This is a genomic window from Roseobacter ponti, assembly GCF_012932215.1.
In the GTDB taxonomy this organism is placed as follows: Bacteria; Pseudomonadota; Alphaproteobacteria; order Rhodobacterales; family Rhodobacteraceae; genus Roseobacter; species Roseobacter ponti.
This window is the reverse complement of record NZ_CP048788.1, coordinates 1,740,766-1,756,644: the sequence shown is the minus strand read 5'-3', so window position 1 is coordinate 1,756,644 and position 15,879 is coordinate 1,740,766. Positions and strand designations below refer to the sequence as shown.

Annotated in this window: 12 protein-coding genes; 6 read left to right on the top strand and 6 right to left on the bottom strand. The window is 62.5% G+C overall.

What is annotated here, in order from left to right:
- Window positions 1-45: 45 nt before the first annotated feature.
- From G3256_RS08385 to G3256_RS08370, 4 genes are all read right to left on the bottom strand, one after another.
- Complete coding sequence (locus tag G3256_RS08385) at window positions 46-2,271, bottom strand: xanthine dehydrogenase family protein molybdopterin-binding subunit (protein ID WP_169640387.1); 2,226 nt, start codon at window positions 2,269-2,271, stop codon at window positions 46-48.
- An 81-nt stretch (window positions 2,272-2,352) separates the two neighbouring features.
- Window positions 2,353-3,414 carry a lipocalin-like domain-containing protein gene (locus G3256_RS08380; RefSeq protein ID WP_169640386.1) on the bottom strand — a complete coding sequence of 354 codons (1,062 nt, stop codon included), beginning with the start codon at window positions 3,412-3,414 and terminating at the stop codon, window positions 2,353-2,355.
- Complete coding sequence (locus G3256_RS08375; RefSeq protein ID WP_169640385.1) at window positions 3,404-5,785, bottom strand: ABC transporter permease; 2,382 nt, start codon at window positions 5,783-5,785, stop codon at window positions 3,404-3,406. The genes G3256_RS08380 and G3256_RS08375 overlap by 11 nt, the downstream gene beginning before the upstream one ends.
- Window positions 5,782-6,462: an ABC transporter ATP-binding protein gene (locus G3256_RS08370; RefSeq protein WP_169640384.1), complete on the bottom strand. Its 681-nt coding sequence runs from the start codon at window positions 6,460-6,462 to the stop codon at window positions 5,782-5,784. Before G3256_RS08370 ends, G3256_RS08375 begins: the two co-directional genes overlap by 4 nt.
- Window positions 6,463-6,774: 312 nt before the next feature.
- On the opposite strand from G3256_RS08370, the gene G3256_RS08365 reads away from it, so the two are divergent.
- Window positions 6,775-7,542, top strand: coding sequence for a sulfite exporter TauE/SafE family protein (locus G3256_RS08365; protein WP_169640383.1), 768 nt, complete (start codon window positions 6,775-6,777; stop codon window positions 7,540-7,542).
- On the opposite strand, the gene G3256_RS08360 is transcribed toward G3256_RS08365, so the two are convergent.
- Together G3256_RS08360 and uxaC are read right to left on the bottom strand one after the other, a co-directional pair.
- Entirely contained in the window at window positions 7,527-8,540 is a 1,014-nt protein-coding gene (locus G3256_RS08360) for an NAD(P)/FAD-dependent oxidoreductase (protein ID WP_169640382.1), read from the bottom strand. The two genes, G3256_RS08365 and G3256_RS08360, sit on opposite strands and share 16 nt — an antisense overlap.
- A gap of 68 nt (window positions 8,541-8,608) precedes the next feature.
- Window positions 8,609-10,015, bottom strand: coding sequence for a glucuronate isomerase (gene uxaC, locus G3256_RS08355; RefSeq protein ID WP_206040806.1), 1,407 nt, complete (start codon window positions 10,013-10,015; stop codon window positions 8,609-8,611).
- 208 nt (window positions 10,016-10,223) lie between these two features.
- Between uxaC and G3256_RS08350 the strand changes: the two genes are divergently transcribed.
- The 5 genes from G3256_RS08350 to G3256_RS08330 all read left to right on the top strand — a co-directional run bounded on the left by G3256_RS08350 (window position 10,224) and on the right by G3256_RS08330 (window position 15,835).
- Window positions 10,224-11,063 carry a universal stress protein gene (locus G3256_RS08350; RefSeq protein ID WP_169640380.1) on the top strand — a complete coding sequence of 280 codons (840 nt, stop codon included), beginning with the start codon at window positions 10,224-10,226 and terminating at the stop codon, window positions 11,061-11,063.
- Window positions 11,064-11,297: 234 nt separating this feature from the next.
- Entirely contained in the window at window positions 11,298-12,578 is a 1,281-nt protein-coding gene (locus tag G3256_RS08345; RefSeq protein ID WP_169640379.1) for a serine/threonine-protein kinase, read from the top strand.
- 20 nt (window positions 12,579-12,598) lie between these two features.
- A complete protein-coding gene (locus G3256_RS08340) occupies window positions 12,599-13,741 on the top strand; it encodes an FHA domain-containing protein (RefSeq protein WP_169640378.1) in 1,143 nt (380 codons plus the stop codon).
- Window positions 13,734-14,624, top strand: coding sequence for a PP2C family protein-serine/threonine phosphatase (locus G3256_RS08335; protein WP_169640377.1), 891 nt, complete (start codon window positions 13,734-13,736; stop codon window positions 14,622-14,624). The genes G3256_RS08340 and G3256_RS08335 overlap by 8 nt, the downstream gene beginning before the upstream one ends.
- Window positions 14,624-15,835: a GTPase domain-containing protein gene (locus G3256_RS08330; protein ID WP_169640376.1), complete on the top strand. Its 1,212-nt coding sequence runs from the start codon at window positions 14,624-14,626 to the stop codon at window positions 15,833-15,835. The genes G3256_RS08335 and G3256_RS08330 overlap by 1 nt, the downstream gene beginning before the upstream one ends.
- Window positions 15,836-15,879 lie beyond the last annotated feature (44 nt).

Below are 15,879 nucleotides of genomic sequence, written 5' to 3'. Positions count from 1 at the left end.
CAGGGATAGCATTAATCGCAACACCCGCAAGAGAGAGCGTTCGCCTCAGACAAAGGCTGCGTGACGCGCAAAGGGCATCTCGCGCAGGCGCTGGCCGGTGGCTGCAAAGACCGCCCCTGCCAGTGCCGGGGCGACAGGCGGCACCGGTGGCTCGCCGATCCCGCGGATGTCGCGTGCGGATTGCAGCCCGCGCACAACAATCTGCGGGGTCTGCCAGAGCCGTAAACCGGGTGCTGCATGATAATTTCTCTGCTGTGCCTCGCCGCCTGCATAGGTAATTTCGCTGTTGATCGCGTGGCCGAGCCCCCAGACAACGCCGCCCTGCACCTGGTTTTCGAAATTCACCGGGTCAAGGATCGGGCCCGCGTCCGCTGCCACAAATACCCGATCAATACGAATGCCCTGATGCGTCGCGGTGACATCCACCACCTGGGCCACAGGCACGCCGAATGAGCTGACCAGCGCCACACCGCGCCCTTCTGCCGGGGCCACGCCCCTGCCCCAGTCCGACATCTCAGCGACAGCCTCCAGAACGCCGCGCGCAACCGGGTCCCGGACCAGCCGCAACCGTTCGGCCATCGGGTCAGCGCCCGCATCACGGATCAGTTCGTCAAGCGCGGATTCCGCGAAAAACCCCGCCGTTACAGCACCGACCGACCGCCAGGAACTGACCGGCGCCAGCCCCTCCACATCCCGACCCGAAACCCGCAGATCCGGGATCGCAAAGGGCATGTTCCAGGCACCGGCCACCGTCTGCAGGTCGGGCCCCGGCACTTCAAACGCCGCGCGCCCGGTCTGGGAACGCGTCACAGAAGGTGCGGCAATCTGCAGATCCAGTGCGGTGACCTGCCCCCCGGACGCAGCCCCCCGTGCGCGGGCCATCGCGATCTGGCGCGGGATGTCGCGGGCGAAATCCTCTTCCCGGCTGAGCGTCACCTTGATGGTTTCACCGGGCAGTTGCCGGCCGATTTCTGCGGCCTGTTCGATGATATCAAACTCGAGCCGGTGCCCGAAACTGCCCCCGCCCGGCAGGTTGTGAAAGCTAACACGCGCTGCCGGCAGCCCGGTAATTTTCGCCACCTTATCCCGTGCCAGTCCCGGCATCTGATGGGTTGTCCGGATCTCAGCACGCTCACCGTCAACCCGGATCGTGGCGTTCAGCGGCTCCAGCGGCTGATGGGCGACATAGGGTGCGCGGTATTCCCGCCAGGGCCCGGACAGACGGGACACATCCCCGTCATTGCGCCAGGTTTTCGCGGGCGTGGTGTCAAAGGCATCGCTCAGGATCTGCCAGTGCGCGTCCTGCTCTGCCGGAAAAGGCGCCGGGCCCCAGTCAAAACTGATCTCTTCCAGCGCCTGAAAGGCATTCCATGTATTGTCAGCAACCACCGCCACCGCGCCGGGCAGATCCAGCACATGCAGAACACCGGGCATCTGTTGCGCCAGAGTGGCGTCGTACCCGAGCAGAGCACCGCCCCGGCGCGGGCTTGCGCGGACCGAGGCAAAAAGCATGTCCGCCTGCCATTGATCAATGCCGTAGCGGGTCGTGCCGGTTGATTTATCCCGGATGTCAATGCGTTCCACCGGCTGTCCCGTCAGACGCCAGGCCGACGGCGGGCGCAGAACCACATCAGTCACCGGCGGGATTTCTGCCGCGTAAGAGGTCAGGTCCGGATAAGGGATCCGCTCACCGTCTGGCAATATGACAGCCCCCTGCGCGGTCGACAGCTGCGTCACCGGAATACCCGTTCGCGCGGCGGCCGCAGCTTTGAGCGTTTCGCGGGCCACCGCACCGGCGCGGCGCAGTTTGTTATAGCTGTCAGGCACCGAGCTTGACCCCCCTGTAACCTGCAGCGCGAGAAGCTTCATCACACCCTCGGCAACCGACCGGCCGGCACGCGCCACAAAGCGCTGATCGGTGGACATGAAAGGTACCGCATCCTGTGAGAGTGCGCGGTTCCGGTATGCCCGCGCGGGCACCCCCGGCGCGGTGACGAAACCACCCGGCTCCAGATCCATTTCTTCCGCAATCAGCAGCGCCTGCATTGAGGTCACGCCCTGGCCTACATCCGCATGCGGTGTGATCAGAGTAACGCCCCCCGGCTCTATCAGCACCCAGGGGTTAAAGCTTGCCGCTCCCTGCTCAAGACTTGCCAGCACCGGGTTGGCGTCAGGTGTCAGCAGACGCCAGGTGCCAAAGGCCACCCCGCCCCCCAGAACGAGTGCGCCGGTCATCACAGTGCGTCGTGTCAGTGTACGGGCGCGGGACATGGTACGGCTCCTCCGGTTGTCCTGGCTTTGAAATATCACCGGTACCGGCACAGAACCAGCCTGATGCCGCGTATGCGACACTCAGTAGCCGGTCATTTCGAGGTATCCGCGTCCGGCATGGCTGCCAGTGATGCGCACCGGGCCCTCCCAGTAGGACACCAGCGTATCCATCCAGGCCTGCCGGTTCATTGCGGTCACGGTCACGTCCACCGCACGGTCCGGCAACGACACCTGCCAGACGACCGGCACCTCACGGCCCGCCACCTCTTCCGTCTCCAGAGGCCGGGCCCGGAAGGCTCCGTCGGGATAGGCAGTGGTTGTACCATCCGGGTCAATCCAGGTCGCGGCCGTATAGTCACCCGCGGCACTGTCATGCAGCGTAAACCCCATCAGCCGCGCCCCGCCATCAAAGGCCATAGAGAACCAGTCCCAGCTGATCTGAGTATCACCGAGGGGCTGCGACGCCCATTCCCGGTCAAGCCAGGCAGTGCCGGTGACGACCACATCACCACCGGGCAGCTTCAGCGTTCCGGCAATCTCGTAGAACGGCTGTGAATAGTAATAACTGGCCCGTCCCGACGCCGACTTCACCGAATACCCCTCGTCTCCGTGAAAGACGAGCGGCCCTTGCGCGGTGAGCGTCATATCGTAAGCAAAATCCGGGCCGGTCGCGCGCATGCTCAGCGCCTCAATGCCCGCACCTGTGGCGCGCATTTCCCAGTCGTCGATCCAGGCCTGAAATGGTTCAGCTTCGGCACCCGCCTGACCGATCCCGCCCCGGGCCAGCCTTTCGGCCACGAAATGCCGGTCAGGCGTCGTGACAGCCGCGTGGCCCATCCAGACCTGCGGACTTGACCAGCCTTCTTTCTCGACCGGTGCGCCGGCACTGCGGAAGAGCGTCCACTGCAGCCCGTATTCTGTACCGTCCGCTGCCTGAAGGTTTGCAGTGAGGTACCACCATTCGATGCGAAAATCAGGGTGCGCGCCGTGATCACGCGGAAATGCAATCTGCACGTCCCGGTCGGGAAACGCAAAGCCGGTAGCGTCCGCGCCAAGGCCGGCAAACCCCTGAGCACCGGCACCCGCCGGTAGCACCGAAAGGATCACAGAAAACACAAATGCTCTGATCCAATCACCGTTCATTACTGAATACTTTCAATAGTTTCTGGGGCGGTGTTCGTGCAAGGCGTGCGGCGGGCCAGAGAGCTGCGAGCAATGCCGCCAGCAGCGTCAGCCCGCCCAGCCGCAGCATATCGCCGGCGAAAAGATACATCGGCAGACGCCAGCCGAAGGCTTCAACATTGACCACCGCCAGCAAAACCCAGGCCAGCGCCAGCCCCAGCGGCACGGCCAGCAGACCTGTAAGCGTGGCGAGGCAGACGGCACGCAGTATTTCGAAACCCGCAAGATCGCGGCGCGTCAGACCAAGCGCCCAGACCGGTGCCAGCTGCGGCAGCCGCATGGTGGCAAGCGTCAGCAGGCTGATGAGGATCGCTAGGCCCGCCACCGACAGGGTCAGCACGTTCAGGGCTGCCGTCACGGCAAAGGTTCGCTCGAAAATCTCAAGCGAGAACGCCTTGAGGTCGCGTTGATTTATCAGCGCATCGGGCTGCAGATCGAACCGGTCCTGCAGGGCCTCTGCGAGGGCCGCCGGCGCGTCTGACACCAGACCGAACTGAACCGGTGTGATTTCCGGATAGCGCGCGGCGAAAAGCGCCTCGGAGATGATCACCTGCCCGGCGGCATTGCCGTAATCGCTGTAGATGCCCAGAACAGTATCGCCGCCCGGAAGGGTATCGCCCGGGCCCAGGGCTTCGCGCCGCGCCATCTGCTCGTTGATCAGCGCGCCGTCCCCGACAGCGAGCCTGTCCCAGACCGCCGGCACAGCGTCGAGCACCGGCCAGTTTTCTCTGTAACTGACATGATCACGCAGGCCAAATACCTCCGCCGGCAGACCGCCGATGCGTGTCGGCGCCGAGGCAATCGGCAGAACATCCGTTTCGCGATCCTCAAGAAAGGAAACGATATCACCGGCCTGAGCAGGGGAGCCTGCGCGCAGGTAAAGATCTGCCGAAAGACGTTGATCGAGATAGCCGGTGAAAGTCAGCCGGAAACTTGACACCATCGTCGAGACACCAATGTTGGCCGCCATTGCCAGCAGCAACGCCATCAGCGCCATCGACAGCCCCGGCAACTGCTGGCGTGTGTCAGCCCAGAACCACTGCGACAGCACGCCGTTTGCAGCACCTTCCGCCATTTTCAGCACCTGCGACAGTACCAGAGGCAGGCAGAATGCCGCCCCCGTTAACAGACAGGCGAGCAGCGCAAATCCTGCAAAAAGCCCCGAGCCAAAGGCGGCAAAGAGAGCCGCCGCACTCAGCAACACCGCTGCGGCCACCAGCATAAGACGCGCTGAGCCATCCGCCTGCACGCGCATCGCGCGCGGGTGGTTGAAAGACAACAGCGGCATCCTGACAAGACGCCAGAGCGCGGCGACAGCGGCAACCGCAGTCCCGCCTAGTGCGATGGCCATGCCCGAGAGCCACCAGACCGGGCGCAGCTGCAACTGCCCGGTGACCTCCGCCCCGTAAAGCCCGCGCAGGGTCGCGGCCACATCCGGCATCAGAGCTGCCGCGATCACATACCCCAGCGCGATACCCGTCGCCCCGGCCAGAAGAGCGAAAACCCCCAGTTCCAGCACCAGCAAGAGCATCAGCCGGCGCAGCGGCATGCCCATCGCGCGCAGCGTCCGGAAAACCCCGCGCCGTTGCTCAAACGCAAGACCTACAGCGCCATAGACAATGAAGATACCAACCGCAAAGGACAACAGCCCGAAGGCCGTGAGATTAAGATGGAAGCTGCGTGTCAGGCGCGCGACATCATTCTGCACCAGCGGCTCGCTCACGGTATAGGCCACCGGCAGAACGGCGCGGATCAGGGGCTGTTCGGGGGCGAGCAGCAGCCATCCGATGCTGCCGTCCTCACCGAGCAGCCGCCGGGCCGTGGCGATATCTGTGAGCGCCGTGCCTGCGCGCCGGTCCGGATCCACCTGAAGCGGCACGCCAAACGGCTCAAGCGCCGTCAGATCGTCGGGGTTCGCCATCAGGAGACCGGCATCGCTCAGAAATCCGTCAGGTAAGGTTATGCCCTCCTCAGCCTGCCCAAATGCTCCGCGTCCGGGCAGTGTCAGCGGCTCAATCCCGGTGATCCTGATGCCCGGTTCCGTTCCGCGCAACTGCCCCTCGACCACCGGGCTCACCAGCCAGCCGGCGCGGCGTAGTGCCACATATTCCGCGATGGTGATGTCCTGACCGTCGGTGCGGATAATCCGGGCGATATCACCGGCATCCAGCGTGTCGGAGGCCTGCGCATAACTCGCACGCGCCTCGGCATTGATCGCCTGCACGCCCGACCAGAGTGCCGTTGCCAGCGCCAGACCGGTTACCAGCGTCAGCAGCTGCAACGGGTTGCGCCGCCAGTGCGAGAGCAGAACCGCCAGCCCGTGCCGCGTCATGGTGACGGGACCTGCAACCGGGGCTGCACCACGCCGTGGCGCAGCAGGATACGGCGCGACATGCGCGCGGCCTGGCGGGCGGAATGGGTCACCATCAGCACTGCCGCCCCGACCCCGGCAGCACTTTCCAGCATCAGATCCAGCACCGCGTCGGCGGTGCTTTCGTCAAGGTTGCCTGTCGGCTCATCCGCCAGGATCAGCGCCGGTCGCGCGGCGAGAGTGCGGGCAATGGCCACCCGTTGCTGCTGCCCCCCGGAGAGCGCTTCGGGATATTTTTCCGTCTGATCGGCCAGACCGATCCGCTCAGCCAGCTCCTTGACAAAGGCGGTATCTTCCTTCCCGGCCAGCCGGGCCTGAAAGGCAATGTTTGCGCCCACGGTCAGGCTGGGGATCAGATTGAACTGCTGAAAAATAACGCCGACATCTGAGCGCCGCATCCCCGCCGCTGCCTGATCGGGCAGGCCGTTTATTTCCCGCCCCTTCAGCAGGATGCTGCCGGAGGTGGGCGAATCGAGCCCGGCTATAAGGTGCAGGACCGTGCTTTTGCCGCTGCCGGATTCACCTTCGAGCGCCAGTGTCTCTCCGGCGTCCAGATCAAAGCTCACATCGCGCAGAACTTCTGTCCGGGCGGCGCCCGAAAGGTAATCTTTTGACAGGTGCCTGATCTGCAGGAGCATATATGCCGCGCCTTTCCGGAATGATCTCGCAGCTTAAGATGACGCAATGCGCGTTCTGTGCAAGGCCGGCAGCCTGCAAACAACCTGCCAGCGCCCGGATACAGTGTCGCAGCAGCACCCCGGAAGAGACCTGTGGCCCACCTGCCGGCTTTTTCAGCCGTTGCGCCGCCTGCCCGGCACCGCCACCCAAAACCGATTGCGGGCCCCGAACAGCACGTTATCGTCGCCCGGAAACAAAACCGGAGACAGCATGATACGAACCCGCCCCCCGGATCTGCGCCGCCAAGCACCCGCCGCGCCGGTTAGGCCGCGATGAGTTGGGAAATCATGCACGGCGGGCTGGGTCCGGGGGTCGCCGCAGGGCTGTCTGCCGTCAGCTTTCTGTGCTCGCTGATCACAGCCGCATTCGGCATCGGCGGCGGCGCGGTTATGCTCGGCGTGATGGCGGTCTTTCTGCCGGCACCTGCGATCATCCCCCTGCACGGCCTTGTGCAGCTTGGATCAAACGTGGGCCGTACCGCATTGTTTATAAAATATATACACACCGCGACGGTAGTACCGTTTCTGATCGGGTCCTGTGTCGGTGTGGCCATCGGCGGCACTTTTGTGGTGCAGTTAAATCCCGGGATGATCCGGGTCGGCGTCGGGCTTTTTATTCTCTGGACCATTCTCTTCAAACCGCCCGCCAGCATGCGCAGTTCAGCGGCCGTCACCGGGCTTTTCTCCAGTTTTCTGACGATGTTTTTCGGTGGAACCGGTCCGTTTGTGGCCGCTTATGTCAAAACTCTCGATCTGGATCGCCTTGGTTATTCGGCCACCCACGCGCTGCTGATGACCGCGCAGCACCTGTTCAAGACCATTGCCTTTGCGCTGCTGGGATTTGCCTTTGCCCACTGGTTGGGGCTTGTCGCGCTGCTGATCGGCTCAGGCTTTCTCGGAACGGTCGCCGGGCGGCACATTCTGCTGCGTATCGATGAGCGCAAATTCCGCGTTGCGCTGAATGCGGTTCTGTTTCTGCTGGCCCTGCAGCTCATAATCTGGGGGGGTACGCGGCTTTTTCAGGACTACGCGCCGGGCTGAGCGGAGCGCATGTCCTGCAGGACCGCATCCGCCAGTGCATTCCCACTGTCAAAAGCGGATTCGACCCGCCCGCCACCGCACCAGTCCCCCGCAGCGCCAAGTCCGCGCGCCGCGTCAAAGAGACAGGGCGCGCCTGCAGGCGTTGTCATCTTTGCGTAACGCCAGCGATGCAGGCTTTTATAATCCGCCTGACGGGCGTCAGTTCCGGTAACTTCCGTGAACGCGGCCATCAGGGTTTCGCGCACCTCATCCTGATCGCGTTCGATGTTTTCGTCTGCCCATGCATTATCCGACTGACACAGCATCTCAGCGCCGGAGCGCTCCGGTTTACTGTGATTGGCGGCGATCCATGACAGCGGGCCGTCTTTGACAAAGGCCGCATCCCATGAAAGCGCAGGCGGCAGTTCAAACCCCAGCATCAGGCTGTAGCATCCGGCCATCCTTGCCCCGGCAAGCGCCTCATGCCCGGCGAATTCAGCTGGCATAAGGTCTTTTGTCTGAACCGAGGGCGCAGTGCAGAGCACATAATCAAACCCGTTGAGTAAAGTATCTCCTGTCGTTTTCAGTGACCAGGTGGCGCCGTCGCGGCTGATTGTGGCCACACGCGTCGCAAGGGCCACATCTGCGCCCTGCCCCATCGCCCTGCACAGGCTGTTCATGCCCGGACAGGCGACATAGCGCGTGCTGCCTGCATCATCCTCACCGGCTGGCCCCGCCGCATCCCGGACGACCTCGTTCATCAGCCGCGGCTCCCACACAGCCACGGTTCCTCCCGCAACAAAGGGGGCAAGAAAATCGCGAAACGCAGCACCACGGGCCGTGAAATACTGCGCGCCGTGATCAAAGCGCCTCTCTCCGGCGCGGCGGGTGGACATCCGCCCGCCGATCCCGCGGGATTTCTCAAAGACGGTAACGGTTGCAGCACCGCGCAGGCGCTGTGTCAGGCGCATACCCGCGAGGCCGGCACCTATAACTGCAATCTTCGGTTTATCACTCATCTGATCCGTCCCCTGTTCCCGCGCTGCCACCTAGCCCGCAGACATGCCCGAACAAGAGGCCGCACCTGTCACAGCCTGTAGGTGCGCCGCGCCAGACCGGTTGTCAGCTCGGCAATCATCTCAAAGGCTTCGTCCTCGCGCAGCCGGTGATCCGCGACGAGCCCTGCGAGATATGCGCAATCGACCCTTCGCGCGACTTCGTGGCGGGCCGGCACCGACGGAAAGGCGCGGGTGTCATCGTTAAATCCTGCGGTATTATATATCCCGGCGGTCTCGGTCGTCTGTTCGCGGAACCGGCGCATGCCCTCGACGCTGTCGTGAAACCACCATGCCGGCCCGAGCGTCAGGCAGGGCCAGGCGCCGGCCAGAGGGGCCAGTTCGCGCGCATAGACACTTTCGTCCAGCGTAAAAAGTACGATCTTTAACCCGGGCGCATCACCCACGGCATTAAGGAGTGGTGCGAGGCTGCGGGTGAATTCGGCGCGGGTCGGGATATCGAAACCCCTGTCCCTTCCGTAGGCTGCGAACACCTTTCTGTTGTGGTTTCTCAGCGCGCCGGGATGGATCTGCATGACCATGCCGTCCTCTGCGCTCATCCGTGCCATCTCGGTCAGCATCTGTGCCCGGAACAGGGCAGCATCCCCTGGCTCTGCCCGGTCACGGCGCACCCGGTCATAAAGCGCTGCCGCATCGCCCGGCGCAAGATCCGCCGTAGCTGCGTCGGGCACGCCATGATCCGTGGCAGTGGCCCCCAGCTCGCGAAAAAACGCCCGGCGAATGCGGTGCGCCTCAAGATACCCCGCCCATGTGCCGGTATCCTCTCCGGTGATCTCTGCCAGACCCTTCAGGCCGGCGGCAAAGTCCTCATGGTCCGGGTCAGTGATCTGATCCGGCCGGTAGGTCGGCACGATCCGCCCCGACCATGACCCGTCAGCCAGCGCGCGGTGGTGGGAAAGCGGATCCAGCGCACCATCGGTAGTGGCCAGCACTTCGATGTTAAAGCGTACAAAAAGCGCGCGGGGGCGGAATTCCGGGGATACCAGCCTCTCGCTGATAAGATCAAAGCTCTCATCCGCAGTTGATGCAGAGAGAGGTCTCGTGAGACCGAAGAGACGGTCAAAGGTGATATCGAGCCAGAGACGTGTCGGCGTGCCGCGGAAAAGATAATAGTGCTCCGCAAACCGCCGCCAGATATCCCGGGGATCAGGCGCACTGCCGCGTCCATCGGCGCGTTCCACACCAAAATCCTCAAGGCGCATTCGCTGGCTTGCAAACATGCGAGTGATGTAATGATCCGGCGTCACCAGCAGGGCGGCAGGATCGGCGAAAGGCGCATCCGTGGCAAACCACGCGGGATCGGTATGCCCGTGCGGACATATCAGCGGCAGATCGCGCGCCACGTCAAAGAGAGCGCGCGCCACGCAGTCCGCTCCGGTTCCTGTCAGCAGCGTATCTTCGTGAAACACCCGTTCCATCAGCATTCTCCCGCCCGTCTCGCATCAGCCTGTGGGACATATCCGTTAGCGCAAAACTGCCGTGCAGTGTCAAGCGCACTAATGGTCCGGTGAAGCGGGCTTGATCACGATCAAGGTCGTGGTCGCTGATATGGCTAAGATGTCTGTGCGGGCCGCCCCGGGCCCGGCCGGACCGGGTGCGCCGCATAACACCTGCGGGAGAGAGCCGATGACCATCAGAACCATCCACGTCTGCCTGACCACCAGCAGGCACGCTGAAACACTGCTGAAGTTCGCTGTGCCACTGGCGCGCGCGCATAACGCGCATCTGGTGGGACTGCACACCATCGAAGCGCTGGTCGTCTATCCCGGCATTGCCATGCACATCCCCGACCAGGCCTTTGGCGCATTCAACGAAAGCCAGATCAAAGAGGCCGGGGCCATTGAAACGATTTTCAGAACATCCTGTCAGAATGCGGATTTTCAGAGTGAATGGCGTTTGCTGCGGGCGCAGTCTGTTTCGGCGGCCGACAGGCTGGTGGAAAGCGCGCGGGCTGCAGACCTCATCATCATGTCGCATGACGACAAAGCAACCGACCGCTATGATCACCGTCATGTGCAGGAACGGGTGATCCGTGAATGCGGCAGGCCGGTGATCGTCGTCCCGCTGGAATATAAAGGGCCGCCGGCAGGGAACCACATCATGCTGGGCTGGAGTGACACGCGAGAGGCGGCGCGGGCCGCTCATGACCTCATCCCGCTGGCCCGCGAAGGCGCACAGGTCGATGTCGTCCACATCGGCCCGGAACTGCTGGATGAACTCAGCGATCACAGCGCGCTGGATCTTGCCGGCATGTTCGCCCGGCACGGGCTCAGCGCGGAGATCACGCGCCGGGACGGACATGGCCGCGATGTCGCGACACTGCTGGGACAGATCGCTCTTGAGAAAGGCGCCGATCTCATCGCAACGGGTGCCTTCGGGCATTCGCGGATCCATGATTTCGTTGTGGGTTCGGTAACACTTTCACTGCTGCGCGACGCGCCGCTGCCGGTGCTTTTCAGCGGCTGAAAAACATCGTCACGCTGCCCTCTGCATGCCGGTTCGATCCGGTGCGCGTCCCGGCGTGCCAGGAAACAATTCCCGCATCAAACTGATTACAAGTGCGAAAAAGCGCCTCTCGCCACTGAGCGGACGCAGCATCGCCATGTTCTGATCACAATCTCCGCCGATCAATAACATTGTACGAAAAAAACACTCAAAGCTTCTTCAGCGTCTTAACCCATGCAAAACGGATGCGATCAGATGAACCGGATGTCAGCAATAGAGGACGGCCCTCAGGGTGACCAACTGCCCGACGGCGCACGCCTGCTGCAGGGACAGTATCAGATCGAACGTCAGCTGCAGCGCGGCGGTTTCGGTATCACCTATGTGGCGCGCGACAGCCTCGACCGCGAGGTCGTGATCAAGGAGTGTTTTCCAGGCGATCTGTGCGAACGTGCGGACGGCAAAGTCCGTGCTTCCGAGCCAGGATTTGAGGGGCAGCTGATCGCCCTGCGGAGACAGTTCATCCGCGAGGCGCGCAGCATCGCAAAATTCCGCCACCGCAATATCGTATCCGTGCATCAGGTCTTCGAGGAAAACAACACCGCCTATATGGCGCTGGACCAGGTCATGGGCGCTGATCTGATCACCATCATCGAAGAACAGCCGGCCCGGGTCACGCCCGGCTTTATCCGGCTGGTACTCGATCAGATGCTGGACGCGCTTGGCTACACCCATGACCAGGGTGTGCTGCACCGTGATATTTCGCCGGACAACATCCTGCTTGATGACAAGGACATTCTCACTCTGATCGATTTTGGCGCCGCAATCGAACAGCCAAAACCCGGTGAGCGCGTCTTTTCCTCACTGATCGCGGTCAAGGACGGCTACTCGCCGCATGAGTTTTATCTGCCTGACACGCTGCATGATTTTTCAAGTGACCTGTATGCTCTTGGCGCCACGCTTTTTCACATGATAACCGGCGAGGCACCGCCCTGCTGTCAGGTCCGGCTGTCGGCCACTGCGGCCGGTGAGCCCGATCCCTGTATCCCTCTGACCCGGGGGACATGGGACTGTGACTATAACATCCTCGCCACGGTCGACCGCGCGATGAATGTGCTGCAGGAAGACCGTTTTGCCTCTGCGTCCGAATGGATGGAAACGCTCAACAGTCTGCCACTGCTGAAGCCGCCCGCACCGGCGCGCAAAGAATTTGACCCGATCCTGGAGAGCACAATCTCGCGGCTGGTCGAAGAAACAAACACTGAGCTCGACCCCGGCCGGCCGGGCATGGAAACCCGCGCACGCCGTGAGATCGAAGCCCAGCCGGCACCCAGAAAGAACGTCGTCGATATCTTCGGTAACCCGATCGAAGATGTCTCGACCTGGCTGAAAGAACAGGAACGCAGCGATCAGACTGCGGACTACCACGATACCCCGACAGATGAGCCCGCAACCACACCCCCCGGACGATCACGCATGGCCAGACTGCTGAGCCGTTGCATGCCGGGCAAAAAGTCCAACGAGCAGTCAAGAGACTGATTTTCCCCACGGAGATCCCCATGAAGTTCATTCGCGATATCATCAACGAGAAACGCCATTCCGCCCAGGCGGAGAAACCGCCAGCGGACGACGCGCTGCTTGAGCCGCAGGACGCGCAAAGCGACGCACTGGACCTCGGTGCCTATCTTCAGGCGCCTGCGACGGCTGAAACACCCCTGCCGCCCATTGCGGATCTTGACGCCCTTGAGCGCGAATTCGACGGTGATGACTACGCAGGCGAGGACTTTGCAGATGAGGACTTTGACGACGACGGATACGCCGATGACGGATATGCTGACGACGGGTATGAAGAAGACGATCTGAATGCGGACACCACAGCAGAGCAGGAACAGTCCCCCGATCCGATGGATGCGCTTTTTGCGCAGAAGGTCGCACCGGGCGATGAGGCTGCTTCTGACGATGATCAGGACGAAGTCTACGAAGACGATGCGGCCGGTTTCTTTGCCGGCGCACCGACGGCCTCCGACGAGACCGAAGAGGAAGCCGATGCTTTTGAAGAGGATGCCCCTGAGGCCGCCGCTGACACCACGACCGCGTCCATTGCGGAACTGCGCCGTGCCATGGCCGCGGAGCGTACAGCACCGCGTCACGAGGTTTCCGCAGAAATGAGCGTGGCCCAGGCCGTCTCCGGTGCGCCGGTACAGATGCCTGCCCCCGCCCCTGGCCGTGGCAGCAGCCGCTCGGGCCGTGTGAAAACCCGCCTTCTGGGCTTCACGCCTGGCACAGCGGAAAGCACGGATCCGATGGCGCGCGCCGAAAAGGCCGGCCAGAGCGAATTCGCAGTTGGCTGGGTTGTCGTGATCGAAGGCCCGGGACGCGGCGCATCCTTCACGCTTTACGACGGTGTCTCAAAGGTCGGTCGTGGAACAACACAGGCGGTTTCGCTGAACTTCGGCGACAACAGCATTTCACGCGAAAACCACGTGTCGATTGCCTATGACGGCGAACTGAACCAGTTCTTCATCGGACACAGCGGCAAGGCAAATCTTGTCCGGGTGAACAACAAACCGCTTCTGAGCACAGAAGAGATCCGCAATGGCGATACCATCCGTGTGGGCGAGACGACCCTGCGTCTGATCGCGCTCTGCGGAGAAGACTTCTCCTGGGACAAGCCGGCGGAAAAAGACGCGAAATATGCCTGATCCCGTCGCATATCTTTACGACGCGGCCCCGGCGATCAGCCAGGGTCGCCGTGACCACCAGGAAGACTCGCTTGCCATCGATTTTTCCCGGGGCGCGGGGTATGGTTTTATCGTGCTCGCCGACGGTATGGGCGGGCACGCAGCGGGCGATATCGCCAGCAAGATTGTGGTGACTGAGATCTTCAGCGAACTGAAGATGCATTCCGGTGATCCGGCGATGCTTGAAGACAATATCGGCAGCATCCTGCGGGCCGCTGCCGAATGCGCCAACGACAGCGTGGCAAGCTATGCCCGTCGCCGGCCGGGTGTTCAGGGCATGGGTTCCACGCTGGTGGCTCCCGTCGTGATCAACAACCGGCTTTACTGGATTTCTGTGGGCGACTCGCCGCTGTATCTTTTCCGCGGCAACCGGCTTTTCCGGCTGAACGAAGAACACTCGCTGGCGCGCCGCATGGACCGGATGGTCCGCAAAGGCGAAATGGACGCCGGCGAAGCCGAACAGCATCCCGACCGGCAGTGTCTGACGTCGGTTCTGATCGGTGACCCGATCCCCGAGGTTGATTGCCGCGACGTGCCGGTTGAGTTGCGCGATCTTGATATCGTGATTGCTGCCAGTGACGGCCTGCAGTTCCTGACCGAACCGCAGATTGCCCAGCTTATTTATGAACACCGCCACAAATCCGGTGAAGAGATCGGCGCCGCGCTGATGAAAGCAATCGGCGATCTCGACGACCCGGAACAGGACAACGTGGCAATCTGCGTGCTCAAGGTAAAAACACCGCGCGCAGAACAGAAAACCGCAGCACCCGGGCGCAGGCTCTTTCTCAATCTGCATGGCGAGAAAAAGCTGATGATGAGTGCCCGCCCCGCAGGAGGCAGATGATGAACGCGCTCGCTGATACCCGCAACCTCACCGAAATGCTCGCCGACGCGATGCAGGCAAACCGGATGACCGGCACGGCACGCGATACCGGCGAACGGCTGCTTGAACACCTCAGACGCCCGACGGTAATTGTGGTGGCGGGCCTTGCCGGTGGTGGAAAAACCAGTCTGATCAATATGCTGGCGGGCACCGATCTGATGCCTTCGCTTGGCGCCGTGCCGATCACCGAGCTGACCTGGGGTGAGACACCGAAAGTGGTGACCGAGCTTCACAACGGCGAAATGGTCACCTTTGACGGCGCGCCGGATGCGGCAGAGCTCAGCTCCGACGTTCTGCGTGTAAGCATCGAGACTCCGTCAGAAATACTGCGCGACCGGAGCTTTATCGAAGTATCCCTGCCCGACCAGCAGGACAAGGCCGAGGATTTTCTCGACTGGGGTCTTGAGCGCGCCGACGTGGCGCTCTGGTGCACCCAGAATTTCGACGACCGCGAGTACATGCTCTGGGCCTCTGCGCCCGATCACCTGAAAGACCGCAGTTTCCTGGCATTGACCAAGGCCGATCAGCTGCATGTGAAGGGTGTCCTGACGCGCCGGCTTAAAGATCTGGATGCCCGCGCGGCGGAAGAATTTTATGGCCTTTATCCGGTGGCGACGCTGCAGGCGCTTGCCGCGCGGAAAACGGCTACGGACGCCAATCCGTCGTTACTGACGGCCAGCGGTGGCAGCGCACTGATGGAAGGACTTGAGCATCAGATTGCGGCCGGTCGTATGGCTGATATGGACCACGCGCGCATTCTGCTCGATCGCGCCGGGGTGGCACAGGCACCGGCAAAATCGCCGGTGCCGGACCCCGACCTGACAGCAGTGGTGACGTCGACTGCCGAACCCGCCGACCCGGCCGAAGCCTGCGGGCAGGCGCTGGCGCTGATCGACCGGCTCGCAGGTGATCTGCGCCCGGCAGAGGGTTATCTTCCCGGTCCCCAGGCAAGCCGCGTTCTCTCCGCCTGCGCGCAATGTGCCTCCGATGTGGCGCTGCTGCTGGAGAGCACAGCCTGTGACAGCCCGGCCTTTACCGCACTGCGAGATGAGGTGACTGATGCAGAGCAGCTGATCACGCTGCTCTCGACTGAATCCGGCGCCGCAGCAGCCACTGACGCGCTCGCTCTGATGGTTCAGATGCGCAAGGAAATCCATGCAGAAACAATGTGATGAAATCTCCGGACCGGCGCTCTTTTGTCGAAACAGTGCCGGAT

Bases quoted from the DNA above. Each gene is read 5' to 3' on its own strand.
- G3256_RS08380 (WP_169640386.1), bottom strand. From the start codon at position 3,414: ATGAACGGTGATTGGATCAGAGCATTTGTGTTTTCTGTGATCCTTTCG.
- G3256_RS08350 (WP_169640380.1), top strand. From the start codon at position 10,224: ATGACCATCAGAACCATCCACGTCTGCCTGACCACCAGCAGGCACGCT.
- G3256_RS08370 (WP_169640384.1), bottom strand. From the start codon at position 6,462: ATGCTCCTGCAGATCAGGCACCTGTCAAAAGATTACCTTTCGGGCGCC.
- G3256_RS08345 (WP_169640379.1), top strand. From the start codon at position 11,298: ATGAACCGGATGTCAGCAATAGAGGACGGCCCTCAGGGTGACCAACTG.
- G3256_RS08335 (WP_169640377.1), top strand. From the start codon at position 13,734: ATGCCTGATCCCGTCGCATATCTTTACGACGCGGCCCCGGCGATCAGC.
- G3256_RS08365 (WP_169640383.1), top strand. From the start codon at position 6,775: ATGAGTTGGGAAATCATGCACGGCGGGCTGGGTCCGGGGGTCGCCGCA.
- uxaC (WP_206040806.1), bottom strand. From the start codon at position 10,015: ATGGAACGGGTGTTTCACGAAGATACGCTGCTGACAGGAACCGGAGCG.
- G3256_RS08360 (WP_169640382.1), bottom strand. From the start codon at position 8,540: ATGAGTGATAAACCGAAGATTGCAGTTATAGGTGCCGGCCTCGCGGGT.
- G3256_RS08385 (WP_169640387.1), bottom strand. From the start codon at position 2,271: ATGTCCCGCGCCCGTACACTGACACGACGCACTGTGATGACCGGCGCA.
- G3256_RS08340 (WP_169640378.1), top strand. From the start codon at position 12,599: ATGAAGTTCATTCGCGATATCATCAACGAGAAACGCCATTCCGCCCAG.
- G3256_RS08330 (WP_169640376.1), top strand. From the start codon at position 14,624: ATGAACGCGCTCGCTGATACCCGCAACCTCACCGAAATGCTCGCCGAC.
- G3256_RS08375 (WP_169640385.1), bottom strand. From the start codon at position 5,785: ATGACGCGGCACGGGCTGGCGGTTCTGCTCTCGCACTGGCGGCGCAAC.